This is a genomic window from Anaerolentibacter hominis (assembly GCF_032380675.1).
Taxonomy (GTDB): domain Bacteria; phylum Bacillota; class Clostridia; order Lachnospirales; family Lachnospiraceae; genus Anaerolentibacter; species Anaerolentibacter hominis.
Genome location: NZ_JAWDIX010000005.1, coordinates 53915 through 69716, shown reverse-complemented (window position 1 = coordinate 69716; position 15802 = coordinate 53915). Strand labels below are relative to the sequence as shown.

Sequence of the window (15802 nt, the reverse complement as noted above, 5' to 3'; positions counted from 1 at the left end):
CTTATGGACGTGATTTCCAAACCGCAGCCTTTACCACTGCAGGCAGCGCAGAGGATAAAGGAAATGATAGTCAAAAATGGGATGAAGCCCGGCGACCGTCTGCCTACGGAAGTGGAATTTTCAAAGCAGCTGGGACTCGGCCGTTCAACCATTCGGGAAGCGATGAAGTATCTGAGAGCTGAAAATGTAATTACTATTACACAGGGGAAGGGAACGTTTGTCAGCGACTATACCGGTATGGTGGATGACCCTCTCGGTTTAAGCTTTCTGCCCCAGGACTCTCTGATCGAAGATCTGTACGAGACCAGAATTGTCCTGGAACAGCAGATCACCCGGCTCGCGGCAGAGCGCGCCACGACGGAAGATATTGAGGAACTGGAACAAATTGTATCCAGAATGGTGAAAGCAGCCGTAAATGATCTCTCTGCAATGAATATGGATATAGAATTTCATAATTGTGTGGCTAGATGCTGTAAGAATCAGGTGCTGCAGCGTATCATGCCAATCATTGTACAGGCCATCGAGAAGAGCCATTTGCTGACGAAAGATATGACAGATTCCTACGAAAGTTCGCTGAAAGATCATGTTGATATCCTGGATGCCATCCGCAGACATGATACCTCCAAGGCCCGTTTCTTAAGTGAAAAGCATGTACGTGATGCAATCGAGAGTATACGGCGCAGCCAGACTCCGATGCATATCATCTCATCCAGCGATCTGCAGCTGTAAATAACAGCTGCGTGAGCTATTTGCTGCTTCACAAAAGCAAAGCGTTTGAGAAGGGCCTCTTTTCTTTATGAAGCGAGGGCCGAACGTAATAAAAAACAGGGGAGGAGCGCCGCAACAGGCCGCTCCTCCCCTATAAGGATTAAGAAGATCTTTACTGGCCGAACTGACTCCGGATATACGAAAGTCCCCTTTTCATCGCCTCCAGCCTGGCATCCAGGCTGTCTTCCTTCAGTCCATCCCTCCACAAACGCATGCTGTATGAGGCAGGCCCGTCAAATCCAACAACAGCTTCCATAATCACTGCGCCGTCAAACCCTGTTTCTTTCAATGCTTCCCCGATTTCTTTCCAGTTGATACGGGTATCATGGTACGGAATATTGCGGTCAGGTTCAGATACATGGAATTTACCCAGGTAAGGGGAAGCTCTGCGGATCGCGGCCGTGATATCTGCTTCTTCTATATTCATATGGTAAATATCCAGAAGCAGCCCGCAGCACTTGCTGTCCACGGCTTCGCAGAACCGTATGCCCTCATCCACCGTATTGATGATATAGTTTTCATACCGGTTCAGGATTTCCATATTCAGACGGACTCCATATTCTTCAGCTGCCGGCATGGCGGCCCGAATACATTCAATGCTCCTTTTAACCCGCTCCTGTCTGATCTCCCTGGTCAGCATGTCGTGATCATATCGGCTGGGCCAGGTAGAATAGAGCACTCCTCCGATCTCGGTTCCGCCCAGTGCCGCTGCGGCCCGGATCGCACTGTTCAGATGCATCAGCGCATATTTTCTTGTAAAACTGTCCTCCAGCCTCATGTCCAGCCCCCTGGGGTATCCGAAGCAGAATTTAAGCTCGATTCCCTCTGAATCCGCCATCTTCCTGACCCTCTGTGCCCGGTCCATGTCGCCGTTTAACACTTCATCCGGCGGGCGAAGCTCCAGGGCTTCCCCTCCTGCCGCCCTTGTCTGGGCAAACATCAGATCCAGCCGCCCGGTATCAAAGTATTTTCCCCAGGTCATTTTATGTAATCCGAACTTCATGTTGCTCCCTCCCTACTCCATATTTGTATGACGGACAGCCAGATCCGCCTCCTCCATATGGTATCTCTTCATCATTTCCGCCACAGTGTAATCCAAAAACAGCAGCATTGTCTGTGTATAGGCCACATCATCTTCACATTCCGGAAGCTTTATCACAGCCTGAGCTTTATTTTTAATGCGCTCTGTTATATTCCCGGTCAGGGCCAGCACCAGCCCCTTCCTGCCCGCCTCTTCCATCTGCAGCAGTGTCTTCTGATCCTCATTGCGGCAGGCTGTTACGATTCCATCTCCGCTCTGTATCTCAGGCACCGTCACCTCATTCATGACATATGTCAGAAATCCCATATGATATATCCGCATGGCAAAGGCCGATAAAATCATCAGCTCCCTCCTGCCTGCATAAAAGAACAGCCGCTTTCTTCCATGAATCCATGCACCCAGCCGCGTACACTCCTTCCGGTCCGTCTGCCCCGCATTGTATATAACGCGGTCTATATACCATTCTTTATTTTCCCTTGTATTTTCCAGCTTGTTTCCGGCCAGCCAGGCAATGTAATCCAGTATAAAGAGCTCCGTCTGCTCCAGGGTGGAACACATGGGCTGCAGGGATGGCACATCATTCTGATCCAGGTTCATGGTACGGGCATGGATTTCCAGAAAACAGTCTGCCAGCATCCCCACAGGCCCGCTTCGGTACGCAGTTATGGCACAGCTTAACGCTCCTTTTTCGCGGGCGATCTCAAAAAAACGGGTGGATGCCGAGGGATAGCCGGAAGCGGAGGCTGCCAGAAAGAAGTCCCCCGGACCAATGGCCGGGGCGGTCACATCGCCGACCGTCCTCACGTCATACCCATAGCCGGACAAATGCATGCCAAATGCTTTCAGAATCAGCCCCATACGCCCTTTTCCATGTATTACAATCCGCTTTGCTCGTTTTATTTCCCTGAGAGTCCGGTCAATCTGCCCGTCTGAACTATTCATATAACAATTTTTTACTTCTTTTAATATCTCTGTAAACATGCCGTAACTTCCCTTCTAATTGGCTCCGGAACCGATTCTGTTCAAAAATTCCTGCCTGTAAAGCCGGCGGTCCAGTTCTTCACACTGCATCACATTATTCCGGTAAGCCTCATCAAATTCCGTATCCAGGAAAGCGTCCACCATATCCGCCGCCGTCTCCGGCCCCACGATGCGGCCGCCCATAGACAGAACATTCATGTCGTTTTCCCTTCTGGCCATCTTAACCTGAATACTGCTGTCACAGCGCCCGCACCGGATTCCCGGATACCGGTTTGCCGCCATCCCGATTCCCAGACCGCTTCCGCACAGCACGATCCCCCGCTCCAGATTTTCTTTCAGCATCAGCCGGCAGACCCGGTCTGCAAATATATTATAATTTGTCATTTCCATATCATAACAGCCCAGATCCACATACGGAATCTTCCGTATGTCCAGGTGTTTCATCACAGCCTGTTTTAAGACATAGGAAGCCTGGTCCCCTCCGATCGGTATCATTCCGTCTCACCTTCCTCTCTGCCTCCGGCAGATAAGAACTCTTGTCTGACCTTCTCAATCTGCTGTTGCAGAAGTACGTGACTTCCGCCGTCAAAGGGCGTATCCAGCCAGGTATCCACCGCCTCCAGCACAACGGCCGGACCGGTGATCCGCGCTCCAAAGCAGAGCACATTGGCGTTATTGTGTCTTCTGGTCATCCGGGCGGAATAGATTTCTCCCACCGTTGCCGCATAAATCTGCGCATAACGGTTTGCCGCGATGCAGACGCCCACGCCGTTGGAATCAATCAGAATCCCACGGTCAAACTCTCCTGCTTCAATTGCCTCGCATACTTTTACTGTTTTTTCTGTATAGCCGCACCGTTCCAATTCATAACAGCCGAAATCATAATAATCAATATTCTTCTCGTCCAGATGGTTCTTTATTGTTTCTTTCATCACGTAACCGATCCGGTCACTGGCGATTGCTATCCTCATGCTGCTCCTTCCTTTCCAATGTCCCTGTTCATCCGGGGTTATTTCAACTGTTCCAGAATCCGGCTGTAATCTGTACAGAAATCAGTCGTCAGCATCTTAAGTACAGATTCCATATTTACACCAAAGCCGTTCTCCGCATAATCCAGCACCAGGACATTGCAGTCATTTTCCTGCCTGCCAAGCATGACTCTCACCGGCTTATCCCCCAGAACCGCACGGATTCCGCGCAATTTATTGAAGCATGCGCAGTCCTCACTTCCGTTATCTGTAATCCAGACCGCTGTTACATTCTCTCGCAAACTGCCGCAAAAGGCTGCGGCCGCTCCCGCCCATCCGTCCTGTATCCCTTTATCCTCACACATCACGTGGCTTTCCCTCATGTAATCCTGTATGCTCTCCTTCAGTCCATGACCGCCTGCTGCCGCAGCAGCCAGCACCGTACCGCTATAGCCTGTAACCGGCTCTCCCCCGGTCTGTATAACATTCATCCGATTTCCCCCTTTTCTAAGCCTTAAAATAAGCATCCAGCAGATTTTCCCCTGCAAGTACCTTTGACGGCCCTTCACGGACAATTTTCCCTGATGACAGAACATAGGCATAGTCTGCCACATCAAGGGCAATGGAGGAGTTCTGTTCCACTAGAAAAATAGTCATACCGGTCCGGTTGATCGCCGCGATCTGTTCGTATATCTGATCCACAATGACCGGAGCAAGCCCCATGGACGGTTCATCCAGCATCAAAAGCTTCGGATGGGCCATCAGTCCCCGCATGATGGCTAACATCTGCTGTTCGCCGCCGGAAAGTGTGCCCGCAGGCTGTTTCAGCCTCTCCTTTAACTTGGGAAACATATCCAGGACTGCCGGAATCTCATCCTCCGTCTCTTTTTTATCTTTTCTCATATACGCTCCCATGAGCAGGTTCTCCTTCACCGTCAGGCCGGGGAAAACACCTCTGCCCTGAGGAACCTGCACGATTCCTTTGGAGACAATACGGTCAGAACTCTGCTTCTGAATTTCTTCTCCCTGAAACGTAATGCGGCTGGAATCCGAGAGCCTAACCATACCGGAAATGCTCATCATCGCCGTGCTCTTTCCAGCTCCGTTCGGACCCAGAAGAGCCGCCACCCGCCCTTCCTCTATGGAGAGCGTTACGTCTCTGAGCACCTGGGCATGCCCGTAATAGGAATCCAGATGACTGACTGTCAGCAATTTATTCAATCTTTCTTCCCTCCCGTCCCCAGATAGGCTTCTTTCACTACCGGATCATTCTCTATTTGCGCAAAGGTACCTTCTGCAATGTTTTTTCCATTGTTGAGCACGTAGACTCTGTCCGAGACACCTCTGACCAGATCCATAATATGTTCGATCATAACCACCGTAATGCCCAGCTTCTGAATCCGGCGCAGCAGGGCATCCAGATGCTCAATCTCCACCGCACTCATCCCCGCTGCCGGTTCATCAAGCAGGATCACCTTCGGGTCTGTGGCCATCGCCCGGGCGATTTCCAGGAATCTCTGATGGGCATACGGAAGATTCTCGCTGCGCATCGACTCCTTTTCCTTTAAACCCACAAAGTCCAGCCATTCCAGTGCCTTCTCTCTGTAAATCCCTTCTTCTCTCCGCGATTTCGCCGTGTTGAATATAATGTCTGCCAGCCCGCTTTCAAACAGCTGGTTGCTGCCGATCAGCACGTTATCCAACACCGTTCTGGACTTAAAAAGGCGGATATTCTGAAAGGTTCTTGCGATTCCCGCCCGGCAGATTTTCTCCTTTGCCAGTCCTTCTACAGGGACCCCCTCAAGCAAAACATGACCGTTATCCGGCACATAGACGCCGGTAATTACATTTAGCAGCGTGGTTTTTCCCGAACCGTTGGGGCCGATAATTGCCACAATCTCACCCTTGTAAATTTCCGCATTTACATTTTGAAGGGCCAGGATGCCGCCGAAGTTTTTGCTGATATTCTGAATTTCCAGTATTTTTTCCATTTATTTGTGTTCCTCCTGTCCCTATCTGCTTCCAGCGGCGGATTTTCTTCCTGTTTTCTCCCGCAGCCAGTCCCCGATCTTATTCCACGGCGTCAGCAGGTAAACCAGGATGACCATGTTAAATACCATAATGTAGTATTCCTGCATGAAACGCAGTATTTCCGGCAGTGCGGTTACACCCAGAGCCGAACAGATTCCTCCCAGAACCGCGTCTCCCCCACCCAGCACCACCATGGAAAATACGTTGGCGGAAAACTGCTGTGCAAAGTCTCCTGGTGCCAGAAAGCCTGCAAAATGGGCGTACATGACACCGGCAGTCCCGGCCAGAAAGGCTGCGGTGGAAAATGCAATTGTTTTCATCTTTTTTACCCTGACTCCCATGAGCGAGGCCGCCAGTTCATCGTCCTTCACCGAATAAAAAGCCCTGCCGTAATTGGACCGTTTCAGGCGTATTACCGCAATTCCCATGAGCAGAAGAATACACAGGATAATGTAGTACCACACTTTGTCCGTAGCTATTTTCATTCCAAATACCGAGACCGGCGGAATATCACTTAAGCCCGAGGGCCCGTTGGTCAGAGGTACCATATTGATCAGTGCCGTTTTGACAATCTCACCGAATGCCACCGTGGATATAGTTAGGAAAGGCCCGGATAGCTTAAATGAAGGTATGCTTAAAATGATGCCCCAGAGGGTCGTCATCAGAATTCCGAACAGCATTGCCGCCACGGAATTTACATGGAATGTCATCTGGAGCACGGCCGCTGTATACGCCCCGATTGCAAAGTAGGACATGGTGGCCAGAGTGATCTGTCCTGTCATACCATACAGGACCGCCAGGCCCAACACGGCAATCGCGTTGGTCAGCCCTCTGTTTGCCACGTAAACCGTATAGTTGTTGGGCAGCAGGGCAGGCAGCGCCAGAAACAGCAGAAAGAATATGAAAAGTGAATGTTGTTTCAAAAAGCCTTTTATTTTTTTCCCATTCATCCCGCCACCTACACTTTCTCAACGATTTCCTGTTTAAACAGCCCCTTGGGTCGGAACAGCAGGAAACATAAAAGAAGTACGTATGTAATGATGTCTTTCATGGAAGAAGATACCAGAGCGGCGCCAAAGGTTTCCACCACTCCCACAATGAGCCCTCCTATCACGGCCCCTACCGGATTGCCGAAGCCTCCTACAATAAGCCCGGCAAATGCCTTGGTGCCAAACGACAGCCCCATTTCCATTGATGCGTAAAACAGGCAGCCTGACAGAGCGCCGGCTACACCCGCAATGGAAGCGGAGAGGCCGAATACCAGATTTGTGATTTTCCTTGTCTTTACTCCCATAAGCGCGGCAGACGTTCTATTCTGTGTTGTAGCCCTCATTGCGATGCCCAGCCTGGTCTTCTTGTAAAGAAAAGTAAGCAGCAGCATTAATACCAAACAGATTCCGATAATCCAGAACACATGAGGCATGATAAACAGGCTGCCCACCTGCACCGGGCTGACTCCAAAGGGATTTTTATAAGTCAGAGGTTTGGTCCCCCAGATAAATCTCGCCGCATACCGCAGCGTGATGGAAAGGGCAATAAAACTTACCATCGTATTGTGAAGCTTCTTCTTCCGCCGCAGATTCTCCACTACAAGCCATTCCATACAGATGCCGAAAAAGAACATAATAATAATGACCAGCGGCAGTGTAATATAGAAGGGGAGCCTGCCGGTAACCATCAGTGCGTAGGTCAGATAGGCGGCTATCATAACGTAATCCCCGTTGGCAAAGTTAAATATCCCGGCCGCATTCCAGATCAGCGTTATGCCCAGGGCCGGAAGAGCATACAAAACACCGATCGAGATGCCTCCGATCAGGAGCTGCAGAAATGTATTAAACTGCATAAGCACAATCCATGCATAGAGGGAATCAGGAAAATTCCCTGTCAGCCGGAAGAAACAAAAGTATGCATGGCCTCCTTGTCCCTCGTATTTTCTCCCGGTCTGTGGCTGAAACGTTAACGGATATTTTTATCAATGCGGCAAAACCCGTAGGCCGGCGCCATATCTGGCGCCGCCCCCGTCAGGCACAAGCCTTTAATCTCCTACATAACCGTCAAATTCCCAGACGCCGCTCTTGCAGGTGGATATACTCTGCTTTGTACACATATCTCCGTTTTCGTCCGCTTTATAATGGCTCTGAACACCGGTGTAATCAATATTTCTAAAACCTTCTATAATCTCCTCGCTTGTGGTTCCATATTCATTCAGTACAATGCCAAGCATATGTACCACATCGTAATAGCAGGCGGCGTGGTTGATCGGCACCGCGATTCCATACTCCGCATTATATTTCTTCACAAATTCCTGGACCGCTGCATCCGGGTTGCTGGCCACATAGGGAACAATGGCATGGACACCTTCCACCGCCTCCTCACCGCACAGTTCCATAACAAAGTTGCTGGCCAGGGAGGAACCGCCGTATTTCTCACAGTTGAGGCCAAGCTGATAAGCCTGTGCCAGGAATTTTGCCCCTTCGGTTTCTTTTGCGAAAATAATCAGGGCGTCCAGATCGGCATTTTTCAGATTCATAATCTGGGAGGTAAAGTCTGTGTCACCGATGTTGCAGGTTTCAGCAGCGGACAATTTAATATTGGATTTGCCCAGACTGTCCTCTACCGCCTTGTAGGCGCCCAGTCCGTAATCTTCATTGGTATAGAAAAGGCCGATATTCTTAAACTCATTTTTCACCATGAATTCTGCTACCACTTCCGCGGTGGCTGTATCATTCGCCCGGAACCGGAATACATTTTTGTATCCGGAGGAAGTTACCTTATAATTGGTTCCGGTTACCAGAACCGGCACTCCTTTTTCTCCCGCGTAGGGCAGAACTGCAAGTGCATTGCTGGATGGGTCCGGTCCCAGCAGAACCTGGCTTCCCATCTCATCAATTCCCTTCTTCGCCGCATTCAGCGCTTCCGATGCAGTCAGCTGATCGTCGATCACTTCCAGCACCAATTCTCTGCCTCCAATCCCACCGGCCGCGTTGATCTCCTTGCAGGCCAGCTGGGCGCCATAAACAATCTCTTCCCCAATTGCCGCGTTCGTACCGGTGACAGAGGCTATAAATGCCACCTTTACAGGGTCGGAGGAATCCGCATTATTTTCTTTTTGGACATCCTGTTTTTGGGTATCTCCATCCGCTGTTCCCTGAACAGGCTCTGTTGCGCCGCCCTCTTCTTCCTTTGCCCCGCAGCCGGTAAGCACAGAGATACACAGCGTCAGAATCAACAGTATCCCGATCCATTTGTAGTTTCTCTCATTCCGTTTCTTTTTCATTTCTTAGCCCATTCCTTTCTTTTATAGTAGTTTCAGATATCCACATCCATCTTCTCATCTTTCTCCGAGTGCTGGATCGATTCCACGGCGTTGCGGATATGCTGTTCTGCAAAAAATCTTGCAGCGGAGGTATCCCGGTTCTTGATGGCGTTACAGATATTTTCGTGATCCCGGATTGATTCCAGATAGGATTCATCCATATTCCTGGTGAGCGCATGGCTCTTGCGGATGGCCTGGCTGATGATCGGGACAATACGTTTCAGCACTCCATTCTTGCAGCAGTCCGCAATTTTCTGATGAAACTGGATATTTAACTCCATTGCAACCAGATCATTTGCTTTTCGCGCTTTCATCTGTTCTACAATCTGCTCCAGTATTTCAATATCTTCCTGGGTCGCTCTTTCTGCTGCCAGTCTGGTCATCTGCTGCTCAATCACGATTCTCGCCTCATAGAGATCCCGGACTATCATATTCTGGGGCAAAAACTGCAGTCCCAGAGGGTCTTCCCCTATTCCCAGCTCTTCACTGACAAAGGTCCCCTTTCCCTGCCGGATTACCACCACATTTTCCGCCTTGAGAAGCTTCATGGCTTCCCTGATTGTGGACCTGCTCAGATGCAGAAGTTCCATCAATTCGTTTTCGGTCGGAATCTGATCCCCCGGCTGCATATGATTTTCAACAATCATAGATTTAATGGCAGCCGCCGCCTGAGTGGGAAGCGGCTGTGATTGAATTCTGTCCTCTAACATTTCTATTTTCTCGCTTTCCCTTTCCATAGCTCATATATATCATATCATCTGATGATTGTAAATATATATTTAGATAATTTATGTACTATATCTAATATAATTTGATTTATTTGTGCATTTTGCCTATATTATTTGTTTTAACTGAGCCAAATACATATGATGTATCTGCTATTTACGGCGGCAATTCACAAATATAGTGTCCAATACCCTCTTATCTTCTGTTCTCTTTTCTTTTGAAATGTTTTCATATCGTTTTGTTTCTGCTGTAATTCCGGGTTATTCAGGCAAATTCATCATACCTTTATTCCCATTTTCGTCGAATGATCATATTGAAAAAAGAGCGGCGGTCTGAAATCTTTTTTCAAACCGCCGCTCTACGAAAGAGACAACATGTCAAATATTTATTTACGCAGCCGGGACTGTTTATTAACCTTATTTCCGGAATATGTCAATGGAATGGCTTGTAATGCCCGCCAAATCCTCACGTTCACATGTGGCGAAGTGATAGTTTAAATACAGGTCAAACACCTCATCGTCCATGGCGTCCACCGCTTCCCTCAGCAGCAACGCACAGCCATCCGAAGCCACATAATGGAGATGGGTTACAGGGAATACCGACATCAATTCGTCAATGTCTTCCCGGCGGACAAGTTCAAACAGATCTTCCGGCCCGGATTTTGCGGCAAATGTTTCCCCGTCAAGCAATCCCCGGTCAATATATTCAGCGACGCTGATACTGCCCCGTTTGAAGCCCTCGTCCAGGAGACAGCCGTCCGATATGACATAGGCGGCAAAAATCACACCACCCGGTTTTGTTACACGTATGGCCTCCCTCAGAGCCTGCCGCTTATCTTCTGTGCGGTAAAGGTGATACAGCGGTCCCAGCAACAGCGTAATATCATACGTATTATCCGAAAAAGCGGATAAGTCCATGGCATTACCCCGGGTGATGGTTACCGTTTCCCCCGGCCGGGTATTCTCCTGAAAAACCCGGATATTATGCTCTATCAGCTCTACAGCGTCAACGGTATAACCCTGGCGGGCCAAAGCATGGGAATACCGGCCTGTCCCGGCTCCCACCTCGAGAACACGATCACCCGGCTTGATATACTTTTCAATATAGCGCATGGTAGTAAGGAACTCTACCGATCCATGCTTTAGCGCCAACCGGCTGTCTTCATCATAATTATTGTAGAAATCTGTTAAGTACTGGTTTGGTTTCATATCGCTCGCCTCTCTGTATCAGTATGAATGATCATATATTAAATAGATGCATTCCAATCCGGTTTTTGTTGTCTTATGAAAGCAGTCAGTACATTTTGTACCATCCCCGCTGCATCAGTTCTGCCGAACCGCAATTTCTTCGTCGCAGTTAAGACAGCGATGCCGTGGGCATAGAGAAACAAATCCAGAAATATTAGTTTGGCCGGCTCCAGTCCGACTCCGATTGTTTCTGCAAATTGCTCTGCCCTTTTCTGATTATCGGCTTCGTTATAAAAATCCTTCGCCTCTGTCATAGTCAGATCCATATCGTTTATAAACAGCAGCTTAAATAAATGCGTTTCTTCCTGGGCAAATTCGATATACGAAACAGGAAGAACCAGGCAGGAACTGACAGCCGCAGAGCCGCGGAACTCTTCGACATACTTCTCATAGTAACGGTAGGCAAAGGCAAGGAACTCCTTTTTCAATTCATCCATATTTTCAAAACAGGTAAATATCGGCCGGGTAGAACATTGCAGCTTATTTGCAATACTTCTGGCATTTACAGTCTCAAATCCCATTTCCCTTGTAATATCCAGGACCGCATTTAATATCATTTCGTTTGTAATCTTTGCTTTTGGCGCCATACCATTGCCTTTCCATCTCAATCCAAAAATAATGTTACTTATGTTATGTAACAATTGTTGCATATTGAGTAAATTATGTCAAGCCGTTTTTACTGGAAATAAACGGTTTTTCTTTTTGAAACAAAGTGGGCAAATCAGCAACGCCGCCTGCAATTACCGCAGACGGCGTTGTTCATCAGTCAGCAGTATCGTTTCATGAACCTGCCAACAAACTATTAATTTATATCATGCTCAGCGCCTGCTGTGAAACCATCCGCCCAGCCCGTTTCCAGCAAAGGCTAACACCCCATATCCCAAGATGTAAACCCAGGCAGAGCTATTAAAATGTATCGGGATAGCGGGTATAAACATGACAGCTGCGATCAGTCCATAGTACCACCGGAATCCTGCTTTCATTCCGTAGAAGTACGCGGTCATAAAGGTAATCAACGGTAAAACCAGCAGCATGAAAAAGACTGCAGATCCTGTGTCCCGTATTAACAGCGGAACCAAATAGAATACACCTGCCTGTACGGCAAGATAACCTATCATTGAATTTCTCTTCAACCCCTTCTCTCCCTTCATCCCTGTCCCTACATCTGCTTTTTCACAATCCGGTATTCGTCATTATACTGGAAATAGACACATTGATCGCAGTTACCGGTGATAAATCCGGCCATCTCATCCTCGTCCAGATCAACCTCGCACACAAAACACCCATATTCCTCGTCATAACTGTAATTGATACAGCAGTCACATTTTGATGTCGCCACGCATCAGCACCTCCCGGTACAATCTGTTTTTATCAATATCTAAGAAGCAATTCCCGGTAAAATTTTACGCCGCTTTCAAGGGCGTCACAGGGAACCTTCTCATTCACCTGGTGCGCCCGCCCCCAGCGTTCATCCCTGAAGTAGCCGCTGTGCCGGAACACATTATCGCAGACAGCCCCATAAAATCTGGAATCCGTCCCCCCTGCCAGCAAGCCGGGAACCATCAGCAGATTATCTCCATACGTATCCTTCGCAATCTCCTCAATCAGACGGTACGGCCGTCCTTCTACAGAGGATGCCGGCGCCGGATCTTCGCCAAACACCAGGCGAATCTGAACGTCCTCCGGAATAAGCGCACGGAAATGTGCCAGCAGCGATTCCGCCGTATCTCCTTCCAGCACCCGGCAGTTCATTATGGCACTAGCCCGTTCCGGCAGAATGTTGGACTGTGCGCTGCCGGAAGCCATCGTTACCGCACAGGTTGTGTGCAGCAGAGAATCCAGCTTCTTGTCTTCCTTGGCAAGCTCCGTCAGTTCTTCCCAGTGGTTCCTCGGATCTCCGTAAATCTCCGCCATCCGGCCTGTCATACATTTGCCCAGCGCCTTCAGCTGGTTCTCTACCAGGTCAGTCAGACGGTACGGGAACGGATTTGCCTCTATGACCACAATCGCTTTTGCAATCGAACCCAGGGCAGTTCCCTGCCCGGGTTCCATGGAATGCCCGCCCGCGCACTCTTTATATATTTCATAATCATGAAATGCTTTTTCACCCAGCTCCACACGGCATACATATCCGTCATAACCCATGGATTCCCCGCTGGTCACACCGCTTCCCTCATCAAAGACGCAGCCGAGACGAACGCCCTGATCCTTCAGATAATCCACGATCATCCGCGCTCCCTTTTCCTCCGCCTGAACTTCTTCATTCTGGGCATAGGCCAGATAAATGTCAAAATCAGGTTCAAAGCCTTTTCCGATCAGCTCTTCCACTGCTTCCATCTCTGCCAGGATCACGCATTTACAATCCCCGCTGCCTCTTCCCCAGATGCAGCCGTCCGCAACTTCACCGGAATAAGGCGGATGAATCCATTTGCTGTGGTCTCCCTCCGGCACCACATCCTGATGGGCCATCAATAATACCGGCAGCTTATCCGACTTCTTTCCTGTCCATTTAAACAGCAGATTGGCCTGTCCGAGCACTTTCTTCTCCATTGTCTTATGAATCAGAGGATAGATTTCCTGCAGGTAATCCTGAAATTCCTGAAACCTGGTAAAATCCATTTTCGCCGGGTCCACATTGGAAATCGTAGGTATTCTTACCATCCCCTGAAGATGCTTTACATATGTCTCATTTACCGTACCCATAATAACTTCCTCCCTGTCACATAGGGCGGCCCCCAAGAGCCGCCCCGATTCTTATAGCAATATCATAGCATAAGCTGTTTCGCTTTTGAAGGGAAGAAACAGATTTATTTCGCCAGTCCGGCCAGCCTATCTCCCGCAACCCGGTAAACCGTCCATTCGTCCATAGCCTCCGCTCCCAGCGACAGATAGAAATCAATACTAGGCTTATTCCAGTCCAGGCACCACCACTCCATACGCCCGTAACCTCTCTCTGCAGCGATTTCGGCCAGACGTTTCAGAATGGCCTTGCCGTATCCGCGGCTCCTGTATTCCGGCTTTACATACAGATCTTCCAGATACAGCCCCGGCTTGCCTAGAAAGGTGGAAAAATTCGTAAAATACAGGGCAAATCCAATAGCTGCCCCGTCTGCCTCCGCAAAGATCACCTCGGCTTTTTTCTCTTCAAACAGCCATTTTCTCAAAAGTTCTTCTGTTACCGTCACCTGATCCAGCATGCCCTCATATTCAGCCAGATCCCTGATAAAGCTCAGAATAAGTAAAACATCATCTTCTGCGGCATACCGGAACACCGGTTCCTTATCTATCTCACACTGCATTTTAACCTCCACATCTTAGCTTCAAACTGCCAATTTATACTGTTATGCCTGCCCTTATCAGAGCTCCTTCCCGCAGTGAGGACAAAACTGCGGCCACTTTCCCCTGAACTTAAGGCTGTGCCCGCAATGAGGGCAGCGAACGGTAACGATCGAAAAAATAATCCCAGCAGCCGCAATCAGGACGCCCACATAGAAGCCCGGCGGGAATGGCCAGCCCCCGGCTCCCGTTGCTACGGCAATCACTCCTCCCAGCAACATTACAACCTGTCCAATTACATAACGCACGTAAATGTTGTTTAACACAGACATCCCCCCTTGCCATTGTTCCCTTTAACCGGAATCAGTGTTTGTATATATCTATAGTATCATCAGGGGCTGCTCCTGTCACGAGGGAGCTGCAAGATCATAATACAAACCGCTTTTCCTGCACTATCAATGAATAAAAGCATATAGTATTAACATCGTGTGTCTTACACAAAAACACATCAGTATGGAGGATAGTATGAACAATAAGTTCGATAACTTATTGTTCATACGACTATTTGTGCTGGAGCATCACAAATAGCTTTTATGGCAGAAGAGAAATCGCCTTCGCGAATTTCTCTTCGCCCCGTCGCAATGCTCCGGAAAGGGGATTTTATGAACGAACACTATGAATTTATCAACACACCGCTGCCCTACGCTTATGACGCCATGGAGCCATACATCGACGAAAAAACAATGCGCCTGCACCATGACAAACACTTGCAGACATACATCGACAATCTGAACAAAGCGCTCAGCAAATATCCTCAGCTGCAGGGCTGGACACTGCAGCAGCTAATCGTAAACGTACCGAGTCTCCCGGAAGATATTCAGACAGCAGTCAAGAACAATGCGGGAGGCGTATTCAATCATCAGTTCTACTTTTCCAATCTGTTAAATCCAGCTCCCCAGGAGCCGGACGGAATGCTTGGCGATGCGATCCGCGGAAAATACGGGAGTTTTCCAGCTTTTAAAGATCAGTTTAAACAGGCTGCCTCCTCCGTGTTCGGTTCTGGCTATGCCTGGCTTGTCGTCGATGCCACAGGTGATATTCAAATCATAACAACCGCCAACCAGGACACCCCCTTTCCATTGGGAATGTGCCCGGTTCTCAACATTGACGTCTGGGAGCATGCCTACTACCTGAAACATTACAACGTACGCGCAGACTACATTGATGACTGGTTCCATGTCATAAACTGGGATAACGCCAACAATACTTATATGAGATGCTTTGGAATAGCGGTCTGATTTTACTTTTCGTTCATAGTCTTTTGTCTTTTATTTACATAAGGCTGTGAGTAAAGTTCGGCTGGAAATACTGTATCTGAGCATACACGGCATATCCTAAGCTATTTTAATCACAAAAAACCGCACCAGCCATAAAGGCCGGTGCGGTC

General features: G+C 48.8%; 20 protein-coding genes. 2 read left to right on the top strand and 18 right to left on the bottom strand.

Going from position 1 to position 15802, the window contains the following annotated elements; genetic code table 11:
- Positions 1 to 3: 3 nt before the first annotated feature.
- A complete protein-coding gene (locus ABCW47_RS13755; protein ID WP_343210512.1) occupies positions 4 to 729 on the top strand; it encodes a FadR/GntR family transcriptional regulator in 726 nt (241 codons plus the stop codon).
- 151 nt (positions 730 to 880) lie between these two features.
- Here ABCW47_RS13755 and ABCW47_RS13750 read toward each other — a convergent pair whose 3' ends face one another.
- The 18 genes from ABCW47_RS13750 to ABCW47_RS13665 form a co-directional block, all read right to left on the bottom strand.
- Positions 881 to 1771: a sugar phosphate isomerase/epimerase family protein gene (locus ABCW47_RS13750; RefSeq protein ID WP_343210511.1), complete on the bottom strand. Its 891-nt coding sequence runs from the start codon at positions 1769 to 1771 to the stop codon at positions 881 to 883.
- 12 nt (positions 1772 to 1783) lie between these two features.
- Complete coding sequence (locus tag ABCW47_RS13745) at positions 1784 to 2791, bottom strand: SIS domain-containing protein (RefSeq protein ID WP_343210510.1); 1008 nt, start codon at positions 2789 to 2791, stop codon at positions 1784 to 1786.
- 15 nt (positions 2792 to 2806) lie between these two features.
- Positions 2807 to 3286: an RpiB/LacA/LacB family sugar-phosphate isomerase gene (locus tag ABCW47_RS13740; RefSeq protein ID WP_343210509.1), complete on the bottom strand. Its 480-nt coding sequence runs from the start codon at positions 3284 to 3286 to the stop codon at positions 2807 to 2809.
- Entirely contained in the window at positions 3283 to 3762 is a 480-nt protein-coding gene (locus ABCW47_RS13735) for an RpiB/LacA/LacB family sugar-phosphate isomerase (protein ID WP_343210508.1), read from the bottom strand. Before ABCW47_RS13735 ends, ABCW47_RS13740 begins: the two co-directional genes overlap by 4 nt.
- 38 nt (positions 3763 to 3800) lie before the next feature.
- Positions 3801 to 4250: an RpiB/LacA/LacB family sugar-phosphate isomerase gene (locus tag ABCW47_RS13730; protein ID WP_343210507.1), complete on the bottom strand. Its 450-nt coding sequence runs from the start codon at positions 4248 to 4250 to the stop codon at positions 3801 to 3803.
- A gap of 16 nt (positions 4251 to 4266) precedes the next feature.
- The gene (locus tag ABCW47_RS13725) at positions 4267 to 4980 is read right to left on the bottom strand and encodes an ABC transporter ATP-binding protein (RefSeq protein ID WP_343210506.1); all 714 of its coding nucleotides are present in this window, start codon (positions 4978 to 4980) and stop codon (positions 4267 to 4269) included.
- Positions 4977 to 5750, bottom strand: coding sequence for an ABC transporter ATP-binding protein (locus ABCW47_RS13720; RefSeq protein WP_343210505.1), 774 nt, complete (start codon positions 5748 to 5750; stop codon positions 4977 to 4979). Before ABCW47_RS13720 ends, ABCW47_RS13725 begins: the two co-directional genes overlap by 4 nt.
- 21 nt (positions 5751 to 5771) lie before the next feature.
- On the bottom strand, positions 5772 to 6740 hold the full coding sequence (locus ABCW47_RS13715; protein ID WP_343210504.1) for a branched-chain amino acid ABC transporter permease: 969 nt from the start codon (positions 6738 to 6740) through the stop codon (positions 5772 to 5774).
- A gap of 8 nt (positions 6741 to 6748) precedes the next feature.
- Positions 6749 to 7633, bottom strand: coding sequence for a branched-chain amino acid ABC transporter permease (locus ABCW47_RS13710; RefSeq protein ID WP_343210503.1), 885 nt, complete (start codon positions 7631 to 7633; stop codon positions 6749 to 6751).
- 192 nt (positions 7634 to 7825) lie between these two features.
- Positions 7826 to 9067, bottom strand: coding sequence for an ABC transporter substrate-binding protein (locus tag ABCW47_RS13705; RefSeq protein ID WP_343210502.1), 1242 nt, complete (start codon positions 9065 to 9067; stop codon positions 7826 to 7828).
- Between the two features lie 32 nt (positions 9068 to 9099).
- Positions 9100 to 9816, bottom strand: coding sequence for a FadR/GntR family transcriptional regulator (locus ABCW47_RS13700; protein ID WP_343210501.1), 717 nt, complete (start codon positions 9814 to 9816; stop codon positions 9100 to 9102).
- Positions 9817 to 10248: 432 nt separating this feature from the next.
- Positions 10249 to 11040, bottom strand: a complete 792-nt coding sequence (locus ABCW47_RS13695) for a class I SAM-dependent methyltransferase (protein ID WP_343210500.1) — start codon at positions 11038 to 11040, stop codon at positions 10249 to 10251.
- Between the two features lie 38 nt (positions 11041 to 11078).
- A complete protein-coding gene (locus ABCW47_RS13690) occupies positions 11079 to 11666 on the bottom strand; it encodes a TetR/AcrR family transcriptional regulator (protein WP_343210499.1) in 588 nt (195 codons plus the stop codon).
- A 231-nt stretch (positions 11667 to 11897) separates the two neighbouring features.
- A complete protein-coding gene (locus tag ABCW47_RS13685) occupies positions 11898 to 12212 on the bottom strand; it encodes a hypothetical protein (RefSeq protein ID WP_343210498.1) in 315 nt (104 codons plus the stop codon).
- Positions 12213 to 12238: 26 nt separating this feature from the next.
- Positions 12239 to 12418, bottom strand: a complete 180-nt coding sequence (locus ABCW47_RS13680; protein ID WP_343210496.1) for a DUF6472 family protein — start codon at positions 12416 to 12418, stop codon at positions 12239 to 12241.
- A gap of 32 nt (positions 12419 to 12450) precedes the next feature.
- Positions 12451 to 13782: a M20/M25/M40 family metallo-hydrolase gene (locus tag ABCW47_RS13675; protein WP_343210495.1), complete on the bottom strand. Its 1332-nt coding sequence runs from the start codon at positions 13780 to 13782 to the stop codon at positions 12451 to 12453.
- Positions 13783 to 13886: 104 nt separating this feature from the next.
- Complete coding sequence (locus ABCW47_RS13670) at positions 13887 to 14378, bottom strand: GNAT family N-acetyltransferase (RefSeq protein WP_343210494.1); 492 nt, start codon at positions 14376 to 14378, stop codon at positions 13887 to 13889.
- Between the two features lie 57 nt (positions 14379 to 14435).
- On the bottom strand, positions 14436 to 14681 hold the full coding sequence (locus ABCW47_RS13665; protein WP_343210493.1) for a hypothetical protein: 246 nt from the start codon (positions 14679 to 14681) through the stop codon (positions 14436 to 14438).
- A 336-nt stretch (positions 14682 to 15017) separates the two neighbouring features.
- On the opposite strand from ABCW47_RS13665, the gene ABCW47_RS13660 reads away from it, so the two are divergent.
- Entirely contained in the window at positions 15018 to 15653 is a 636-nt protein-coding gene (locus ABCW47_RS13660) for a superoxide dismutase (protein ID WP_343210492.1), read from the top strand.
- Positions 15654 to 15802: the final 149 nt, after the last annotated feature.

What these genes read in the sequence shown, in the direction of transcription:
- ABCW47_RS13755 (WP_343210512.1), top strand. Translation starts at nt 4, where the DNA reads ATGGACGTGATTTCCAAACCGCAGCCTTTACCACTGCAGGCAGCGCAG.
- ABCW47_RS13750 (WP_343210511.1), bottom strand. Translation starts at nt 1,771, where the DNA reads ATGAAGTTCGGATTACATAAAATGACCTGGGGAAAATACTTTGATACC.
- ABCW47_RS13745 (WP_343210510.1), bottom strand. Translation starts at nt 2,791, where the DNA reads ATGTTTACAGAGATATTAAAAGAAGTAAAAAATTGTTATATGAATAGT.
- ABCW47_RS13740 (WP_343210509.1), bottom strand. Translation starts at nt 3,286, where the DNA reads ATGATACCGATCGGAGGGGACCAGGCTTCCTATGTCTTAAAACAGGCT.
- ABCW47_RS13735 (WP_343210508.1), bottom strand. Translation starts at nt 3,762, where the DNA reads ATGAGGATAGCAATCGCCAGTGACCGGATCGGTTACGTGATGAAAGAA.
- ABCW47_RS13730 (WP_343210507.1), bottom strand. Translation starts at nt 4,250, where the DNA reads ATGAATGTTATACAGACCGGGGGAGAGCCGGTTACAGGCTATAGCGGT.
- ABCW47_RS13720 (WP_343210505.1), bottom strand. Translation starts at nt 5,750, where the DNA reads ATGGAAAAAATACTGGAAATTCAGAATATCAGCAAAAACTTCGGCGGC.
- ABCW47_RS13715 (WP_343210504.1), bottom strand. Translation starts at nt 6,740, where the DNA reads ATGAATGGGAAAAAAATAAAAGGCTTTTTGAAACAACATTCACTTTTC.
- ABCW47_RS13710 (WP_343210503.1), bottom strand. Translation starts at nt 7,633, where the DNA reads ATGCAGTTTAATACATTTCTGCAGCTCCTGATCGGAGGCATCTCGATC.
- ABCW47_RS13705 (WP_343210502.1), bottom strand. Translation starts at nt 9,067, where the DNA reads ATGAAAAAGAAACGGAATGAGAGAAACTACAAATGGATCGGGATACTG.
- ABCW47_RS13700 (WP_343210501.1), bottom strand. Translation starts at nt 9,816, where the DNA reads ATGTTAGAGGACAGAATTCAATCACAGCCGCTTCCCACTCAGGCGGCG.
- ABCW47_RS13695 (WP_343210500.1), bottom strand. Translation starts at nt 11,040, where the DNA reads ATGAAACCAAACCAGTACTTAACAGATTTCTACAATAATTATGATGAA.
- ABCW47_RS13690 (WP_343210499.1), bottom strand. Translation starts at nt 11,666, where the DNA reads ATGGCGCCAAAAGCAAAGATTACAAACGAAATGATATTAAATGCGGTC.
- ABCW47_RS13675 (WP_343210495.1), bottom strand. Translation starts at nt 13,782, where the DNA reads ATGGGTACGGTAAATGAGACATATGTAAAGCATCTTCAGGGGATGGTA.
- ABCW47_RS13670 (WP_343210494.1), bottom strand. Translation starts at nt 14,378, where the DNA reads ATGCAGTGTGAGATAGATAAGGAACCGGTGTTCCGGTATGCCGCAGAA.
- ABCW47_RS13660 (WP_343210492.1), top strand. Translation starts at nt 15,018, where the DNA reads ATGAACGAACACTATGAATTTATCAACACACCGCTGCCCTACGCTTAT.